The organism is Parasphingorhabdus sp., from assembly GCF_049667325.1.
Taxonomy (GTDB): domain Bacteria; phylum Pseudomonadota; class Alphaproteobacteria; order Sphingomonadales; family Sphingomonadaceae; genus Parasphingorhabdus.
This window is the reverse complement of record NZ_JBATHY010000342.1, coordinates 1-6702: the sequence shown is the minus strand read 5'-3', so window position 1 is coordinate 6702 and position 6702 is coordinate 1. Positions and strand designations below refer to the sequence as shown.

Below are 6702 nucleotides of genomic sequence, written 5' to 3'. Positions count from 1 at the left end.
CCTTATTCGCCGCTTGCCGGCGGGGCTCTGTCGGGCAAATATAATGACGGGGCGACGCCCGAAGGCGCGCGTTTCTCTGCCTATCTCAAACTCGGCGGTCGGCAGAAGAAAATGGCCGAGCGGTTCGTCAATCCCAAGTCGGAGGAATCGACCAAGCGCTTCATGGCGATTGCCGAGGAACTGGGCGTCGCACCGGTGACGCTGGCTACCGCCTGGTCGATACAACATGATTTTGTCGCTTCGACCATCGTTGGTGCCACTCATACCGATCAGTTGCCGGAGATTTTTGCCGCCGCCGATCTGGAACTCAGTCCGGAGATGATGAAGCGGATCTACAAGATCAGCCGGGAAATCATGTACCCGATGGGTTGATGCAAGGAGTTTGATTGACGAGGTAAAAACTGCCAAACAGATTATCGATGAAATGGTGGCCGAATTTTTCGGGATCACCGAAAGAATGGGCGCGCTGCATGCCGCCAAAAGTTTCCAGAAAAACAAGAGAGAGGAATATCCGATGACCAATTTCCCCGACGCAAAGCAACTGTTCACCACCGTCACCGAGGACGGCAAGTCGATCCTGTCGATCGAGCCCTATGCCGTGCCCGAGCCGAAAAAGCATGAAGTTGTCGTGCAGATGGAAGCGGTACCGATCAACCCTTCCGATCTCGGTCTGCTGACTGCTGCTGCCAACATGAGCACGGTGCGCAGCGAAACCGTCGATGGCAACCCGGCGCTGGTTGCCGATGTTGACCCGGTGATGCAGCCGTTCTTCAAGGGCCGTGCAGGCAAGAAGCTCGCTGCCGGAAATGAAGGCGCTGGCACGGTTGTCGCAGCCGGATCATCCGATGCGGCGCAGGCGCTGATGGGCAAGGTCGTGACCATCGTCGGCGGTGAAATGTACCGCACCCACCGGGTGATGCCGGCGATGATGTGCGTGCCGCTGCCTGAAGGCGCGCCGGCCAAGGAAGGCGCGTCATTGTTCGTCAATCCGATGACCGTGCAGGGTTTTCTCAACACCATGCGCGCCGAAGGCCATGAAGCTTTGGTCCATACCGCAGCGGCGTCCAATCTCGGGCAGATGCTCGCCAAGCTTTGCCTCAAGGAAGGCGTGCCACTGGTCGCCATCGTGCGCAGCGATGCACAGAAGAAAATCCTGACCGATATCGGCCTGACCCATGTCATCGACAGCAGCAAGAGTGATTTCATGGAGCAGCTGATTGCGGCTCTCGCAGAAACCGGCGCGACGCTCGGCTTTGACGCGATTGGCGGCGGCAAGATGGCGAGCTATATCCTGACCGCGATGGAGAAAGCAGCGGCCGTGCGCGGCGCGGAATTCAGCGTCTACGGCTCGACCGTCAACAAGCAGGTCTATATCTACGGCCGTCTCGACACCGGCGAAACCATCCTCGGCGGCGGTCTCGGCCTCTACTGGGGCGTCGGCGGCTGGCTGCTCACCCCGCATCTCGAAAAGGCCGGCGGCGAACGGATGATGGAAATGCGCATGTATACCGTCGAGGAACGCAACGGCATTTTCCACAGCGACTATTCGAGCGAGATCAGTCTGATGGACATGATCGATCCGGACATTGCCAAGGGTTACGAGAAGAAGGCGACGGGCGAGAAGGTGCTGGTTAATCCTAGTTTGTAAGAACTCGCAGAAATAATTTCGTCATCCCGGACCGAGTCCGGGATGACGTCTGATCAATTATAGCTGACGACTTCCCACTCGATCCCGTTCCAGTCGAAAAAATAGAACCGCCGGCCGGGATCATAATCATCATGACCAAACGGCTTCAGCCCAGCTGCAATGACCTTCGCCTCGACCGCGTCCAGATCGTCGACAGTCACGCCGATATGGTTCATTGGCTCGCCCTTGTTATATGCCGGGTCTGCCGCCCGAACCTCGGGGTTGGTATAAAGCGCGACATATTGCTCTTCAGTCCCGATATGGATCGAGTGGCCAGCCGACATTGATGGCCCCTCCCACCGGATATGCCAGCCAAACAGATCGCGCAGCAGCGCGGCGCTGCGTTGCGGGTCGCTGACTGTTATGTTGACGTGCTCCAGTTTTCCGATGTTCATTTTTCACTTCCTTTCTTGTTGGTTTTGTTGTCGATCCGCCAGGGCGGGAAGCGGCGGTTGTCGCCGCCGTAAAACAGGCAGAGCGGGTTGCCCGCCGGATCGCGCAGCCGCGCCTCGCGCCAGCCCCAGCTCTGGTCTGTTGGTTGCGTGTCGAATATGATGCCCGCGGATTGTAGCTGCGTTACGGTGGTGTCCAGCTGGTCGCATTCGAAATAGATCAGGGTTGAATGCGCGCTGACCTGATCTACCGCGTGGATCGAGAAGGTCTCGCCCGAAGGCGTCTCGAACCGGGCATAGCGGGGCGGGGAGTCGACGATCTGGGTGAGACCGAGCCGCCGGTAAAAAGCGACGGAGCCGTTATAGTCGAGGCATCCTACGGTGACCTGATTGAGTTTCATATGTGCTGTTCCTCGCTTTGCCGACATCGGTTCGTTGGAAGAATTGGAAGCATGATTGCCGCTTTGTGAGCGGCTGACTCAGCCCGCGAAATCTCCATGCTTGCGATTCGTACAATCTCAAGTTAAGTTGAGGTCAAGGAAATTGTTTTTCCTCCCCATTGCTGCGCAACGGGGAGGAAAGGAAAGAGACAAACATGCCGCAGACCAAAGCGCTAACCATCGGCGACCTCGCCGCTCGCACCGGTCTCTCGGTCTCCGCGATCCGTTTCTACGAGGAAAAAGGACTGGTCGAGCCATTCCGCTCCAGCGGCGGCCAGCGGCGGTTTTTGCGGTCGGACATCCGCCGCCTCAGCTTCGTCCTGATCGCCCAGCAACTGGGGCTGAGCATCGGCGAGATCGAGAGCCAGCTCGCCCGGTTACCCCATGGCCGCACGCCGACCCAGGCCGACTGGACCCGGATCAGCAAGGCGATGCGCGGGGTTATCGATGCGCGGATCGCGCAGCTGGAACGGACGCGCGACCGGCTCGACGGGTGTATCGGTTGCGGCTGTCTGAGCCTGAAGAAATGCGCGCTCTATAATCCAGAGGATCGGGCGGGTCTGAAGGGGCCGGGGCCGCAGCTGGTGTTGGGGGATTGAGATCACCCCTGATAACTGTCTCTAGATTTGGCCTTGTCGAATGACCGAAACTGGGTGGGAAGAAGTCATAAGGGATCACGATGACTAGCTTCTGCTATTTCCCGAAAACGGACATTAAATTTGACTTAGCTTTGGATTTCATAATGTATCGGTTTGAACGAACCATTATTAGACTGAAGCGCTGAACAGGCGGTTAGGCCGATAATCAAATCCATTTCTGCTCGAAAACTTATGCTATCGCCTGCCTTGCTCAGCGGGACTTGGACACTCAAATTACCGGTCTCGGCATCAATTGGAACATTCATAAAACAGTTAAACGCAGTCGGTATCTGGTCGCCAGTCACGCCCCAAGGTTCAAGTGCTTGGGCCAGATTTCCAAAACAGCCTTGATGTGGTTCCTCATCACCATAGATTATCCGGAATGTATCTTTCGAGCAGGGCGTTAAGAGAAAATCGTGGCGTTTAACATCGTCCCGTTCAATACGGAGCATCACGTTGCTGCGATTTGAGTATAGAGGATCGCCGGTCGTTAAATATATCCGGCTGGCGTAGTCCAAGGTGCGACCCGAAGAGATCACTTCATCAATGTCGTTCAGATTATAAGCCAATAAGTCCGCGACCTGCTCGCCCATCGGATCAATGACCGTCAGACTCTGACCTGATTTAAGTTCAAAGGCGGTTCCGCTGCGTGGTGCCAGTTTAGATATCATCGCTAATCATCTCTTTATTTCTTTGGTATGGGCAAGCCCAATCACTTTCTACTGCGCGCCCACTATACTGGCGAGCTGCCGACACACTGCCGTGCAGAGCGAGCATTGGATTGCGGTTTCCGGCAAGTGCGATATCTCTCTCGGATATGGTTTCTTGCAATTGTTCATACAAACCGGTTGAGCGCATCTGTTCAAACTGATCATGAATGTTGAATATTATTGCGGGATAATCAAATCGTCTAGCCGGGCGGCTGGCGTTGGGATGAAGCCCGAGGACAAAAAAGGCAGTTCCTGCAAAACTCACAGCGAAATTTGGATCACTTGGATCGGAACTAACTCTTTGATCGTGTTCGTAGCCTTGATTTTTATCAATATCCGATAAAGCTTGCAGCCGCTTCCAAAGAACGCTTTCAAAATCTTTTTCTGACCGCCATTTGTCGTCATTGAACAGTATTACAAGGCTTTGAAAAATTCGCCCACTGCGACTATATTCGGCCGCCTGCCGGACCAGATGTTCATATATTGCCAAATCGTCCGCGCTATGGGCCAATTTGTTAGCCGTCATAATTTGAATATTGCCCTTTGCCAGCGCTGACTTTGCGCCAACACAGGGATAATTCTGCGATTGAATAAAGCGCTTGAAAGCACGCTCAGTCGCCACTGATTTTTTGTTGACCATCATCATGCCAGCGCGGCTTCTGGCTGCTCACCATAATCACTTGGTGTTCGATTACTCGATTGTGCGCTTTCGTTTGTCATCGCAGCTATGGCTTTGAGCCACTCGGCGCCGATAAGTTTATCGAGACTGACCGGATCAAACGGGTCCAGGCCGGAACCCGGATAGAAGGTCATTTCACCAAATACGGGTAAACCCTCCGGCTCGTATAAATCCACGCGGACGAAATCGATATTCTTGCCCAAATTCTCAGCCGCTTCAATCATGTCATTCAAAGATCGTGGAGCCGGAGGATCATCATCCTGTGTGACAGCGGACACCCTGCGCCAATTACGGTCAAACAACATCCACCGATGATCATGTTCACGATCTAGATGCACCTGGATGAAAACAACCTGACCATTGAACGTATAAAATTTATAATCAACCGGGACCACCCCGCGATACCCTATAAAAGGCTCAATAAGAATACCGCGAGGGATATGCTTATAAACCCACTCATCCAGCCAGAAGCCATAGGTTTTCTTTGCCCAGACTACAGCATCTCTTCGTATTTTTGCCCAATCTTCTTTGCCGGATTTGACGAAAACGATCTGATTGCAACCATGACGGGATTTGACGACTAACGGGTGTGGCCAGCGCCGGTTTTCCGGAAGTTCCGTTCCACTCCAAAGTGTTGGCGTAACCCATTCCCGGCCCAAACGATCCGTTACAATGTCCTTGACCGCCAATTTGTCCGCTAAGATTGGAAACAATGAATTGCGGTCATGCAGTTTGCGCCATTGCACTAACTCCGTGAATGTCTTGGGGGCGGCTAGGTTCGGCAAACGTCCGTGGCGAGCAAGATATGTTAAATTGATACGAGCCAGCGATGCTACGGATGTTCTTTCCGAAACCTGTTCCTCAATTTTCACTGTCAAAATCCAATTTTAGTGAGCAACAACGATATAATCCTACTGATGGAAGGGGAACGATGACCCATACGCAATTATAGTGTGTTCGTTCCCAATAAATATGATCCCGGCACCAATTCCATGAAATTATGAGCTTTCGCTTACCGCGACAAGCTCATAGCGCGCATCATCTGACTGTCGCAGAACTGGTGGTCTTAACCACGACCTCTGTGAACAACAATTGGACATCGCTGATCAGTAGTTCCGTGAATCGTTACAGCCGAAGTGGCTGCTTTTGCGCCCACAGCAGACATCAAATCGGGTCGAAACTAACGTCTCCTAATGGGGCGATAGCGGAACGGCGGCTATTTTATCGGCAGTATCTCCCGCTGCGCCCTTGGTGAAAAACGGAAAAAGGTTATCACTCCGCCGCCAGCAATTCTTCCGCGGCATCCAGATCGACAGACACCAGTTGTGAAATCCCCCGCTCGATCATCGTCACCCCGAACAACCGGTGCATCCGGCTCATGGTCACGGCATTGTGGGTGACGATCAGATAGCGGGTATTGGTCTCCGCCACCATCTTGTCGAGCAGGTCGCAGAAACGCTCGATATTGGCGTCGTCGAGCGGCGCGTCGACTTCGTCCAGCACGCAGATTGGTGCCGGATTGGTTAGAAATAGTCCGAAACTAAGTGCCACAGCGGTTAGCGCCTGTTCGCCGCCTGACAACAGTGTAAGCGAGGTCAGCTTTTTGCCGGGTGGCTGAGCCATGATTTCAAGGCCGGCCTCCAGCGGATCGTCGCTGTTGATCAGTTCTAGATGCGCCTTGCCACCATCGAACAGGGTCGCGAACAGCCGCTGGAAATGCTGGTCGACTTCCTCGAACGCCGCGAGCAGGCGCTGGCGGCCTTCGCGGTTGAGGCTGCCGATCGATCCACGCAACTGATGGATCGCCTCGTTCAGGTCCTGGCTTTCTTTGGTCGACTTTTCCCACTCGGCTTCCAGTTCCGCGAGTTCTTCAGCGGCGACCAGATTGACCGGGCCGATCCGTTCGCGGCTCAGCGACAGGCGCTCGAGTTCCGCTGATTCCTGGGATGCTTCGCCAACCGTGTCTTCGTCAAATTCAAGTTTTTTCGGCAAGACCACAGCGGGGCATTCAAATTTCTCGGCCGAAATCCGGCCCATTTCCATACGGCGCAGATCCTGGTTTTCGGCGCGCGCCTTTGCTCCGGCGCGCAATTCCCGTGCCTGGCTGAGCATTTCGCTCGCCTGATTGAGCCGGTCCTCGTGGTCGCGCTGGGCCA

At 54.4% G+C, this 6702-nt stretch carries 8 protein-coding genes and 1 pseudogene; 3 read left to right on the top strand and 6 right to left on the bottom strand.

What is annotated here, in order from left to right; genetic code table 11:
* Together WBM93_RS14580 and WBM93_RS14575 are read left to right on the top strand one after the other, a co-directional pair.
* Window positions 1-372, top strand: a 372-nt coding sequence (locus tag WBM93_RS14580; RefSeq protein WP_424432591.1) for an aldo/keto reductase, incomplete at its 5' end; no start/stop codon positions are given.
* 10 nt (window positions 373-382) lie between these two features.
* Window positions 383-1648, top strand: a complete 1266-nt coding sequence (locus tag WBM93_RS14575; protein ID WP_424432590.1) for an NADH oxidase — start codon at window positions 383-385, stop codon at window positions 1646-1648.
* 53 nt (window positions 1649-1701) lie between these two features.
* Here WBM93_RS14575 and WBM93_RS14570 read toward each other — a convergent pair whose 3' ends face one another.
* Together WBM93_RS14570 and WBM93_RS14565 are read right to left on the bottom strand one after the other, a co-directional pair.
* A complete protein-coding gene (locus tag WBM93_RS14570; protein WP_424432589.1) occupies window positions 1702-2082 on the bottom strand; it encodes a VOC family protein in 381 nt (126 codons plus the stop codon).
* The gene (locus WBM93_RS14565) at window positions 2079-2480 is read right to left on the bottom strand and encodes a VOC family protein (RefSeq protein ID WP_424432588.1); all 402 of its coding nucleotides are present in this window, start codon (window positions 2478-2480) and stop codon (window positions 2079-2081) included. Before WBM93_RS14565 ends, WBM93_RS14570 begins: the two co-directional genes overlap by 4 nt.
* Before the next feature lie 194 nt (window positions 2481-2674).
* On the opposite strand from WBM93_RS14565, the gene soxR reads away from it, so the two are divergent.
* Window positions 2675-3118, top strand: a complete 444-nt coding sequence (gene soxR, locus WBM93_RS14560; protein WP_424432587.1) for a redox-sensitive transcriptional activator SoxR — start codon at window positions 2675-2677, stop codon at window positions 3116-3118.
* 125 nt (window positions 3119-3243) lie between these two features.
* Here soxR and WBM93_RS14555 read toward each other — a convergent pair whose 3' ends face one another.
* The 4 genes and pseudogenes from WBM93_RS14555 to WBM93_RS14540 all read right to left on the bottom strand — a co-directional run.
* A complete protein-coding gene (locus WBM93_RS14555; RefSeq protein ID WP_424432586.1) occupies window positions 3244-3828 on the bottom strand; it encodes a DUF1989 domain-containing protein in 585 nt (194 codons plus the stop codon).
* The gene (gene gntA / locus WBM93_RS14550; RefSeq protein WP_424432585.1) at window positions 3818-4513 is read right to left on the bottom strand and encodes a guanitoxin biosynthesis heme-dependent pre-guanitoxin N-hydroxylase GntA; all 696 of its coding nucleotides are present in this window, start codon (window positions 4511-4513) and stop codon (window positions 3818-3820) included. Before gntA ends, WBM93_RS14555 begins: the two co-directional genes overlap by 11 nt.
* The gene (locus tag WBM93_RS14545; RefSeq protein ID WP_424432584.1) at window positions 4510-5418 is read right to left on the bottom strand and encodes an ATP-grasp fold amidoligase family protein; all 909 of its coding nucleotides are present in this window, start codon (window positions 5416-5418) and stop codon (window positions 4510-4512) included. Before WBM93_RS14545 ends, gntA begins: the two co-directional genes overlap by 4 nt.
* A 400-nt stretch (window positions 5419-5818) precedes the next feature.
* A pseudogene (locus WBM93_RS14540) lies at window positions 5819-6702 on the bottom strand (chromosome segregation protein); the annotation flags it as partial.

What these genes read in the sequence shown, in the direction of transcription:
- WBM93_RS14570 (WP_424432589.1), bottom strand. Translation starts at nt 2,082, where the DNA reads ATGAACATCGGAAAACTGGAGCACGTCAACATAACAGTCAGCGACCCG.
- WBM93_RS14565 (WP_424432588.1), bottom strand. Translation starts at nt 2,480, where the DNA reads ATGAAACTCAATCAGGTCACCGTAGGATGCCTCGACTATAACGGCTCC.
- soxR (WP_424432587.1), top strand. Translation starts at nt 2,675, where the DNA reads ATGCCGCAGACCAAAGCGCTAACCATCGGCGACCTCGCCGCTCGCACC.
- WBM93_RS14555 (WP_424432586.1), bottom strand. Translation starts at nt 3,828, where the DNA reads ATGATATCTAAACTGGCACCACGCAGCGGAACCGCCTTTGAACTTAAA.
- gntA (WP_424432585.1), bottom strand. Translation starts at nt 4,513, where the DNA reads ATGATGATGGTCAACAAAAAATCAGTGGCGACTGAGCGTGCTTTCAAG.